Here is a 226-nt window from a genome sequence, read left to right on the forward strand (position 1 = left end):
CTCCGCAAGTGGCGCGATGGATTGCTTCGCTGCGCTCGCAATGACGGGGATGGGTTCTGATTCAACTTTCAAACAGCGTGAGGATGTGCGTTCGCGCTCTCGCGGCATGAAGTGCCCGAGCTTTGCGTCTCGTTTCACCCTCTCATCGAACAGAGGGCGCAGGGAAAGCCGGGTGCCGGTTGCACCCATGGGTCCCGTGCAACAAAAAGCACGGGGGTAGGACCAC

General features: G+C 60.2%; 1 protein-coding gene. It reads right to left on the reverse strand.

Annotation, left to right across the window (positions count from 1 at the left end):
• Positions 1-189, reverse strand: a 189-nt coding sequence (locus AC5ZG5_RS46680; protein WP_496165628.1) for a hypothetical protein, incomplete at its 3' end; no start/stop codon positions are given.
• Positions 190-226 lie beyond the last annotated feature (37 nt).

The organism is Bradyrhizobium sp. Ses1, from assembly GCF_059512365.1.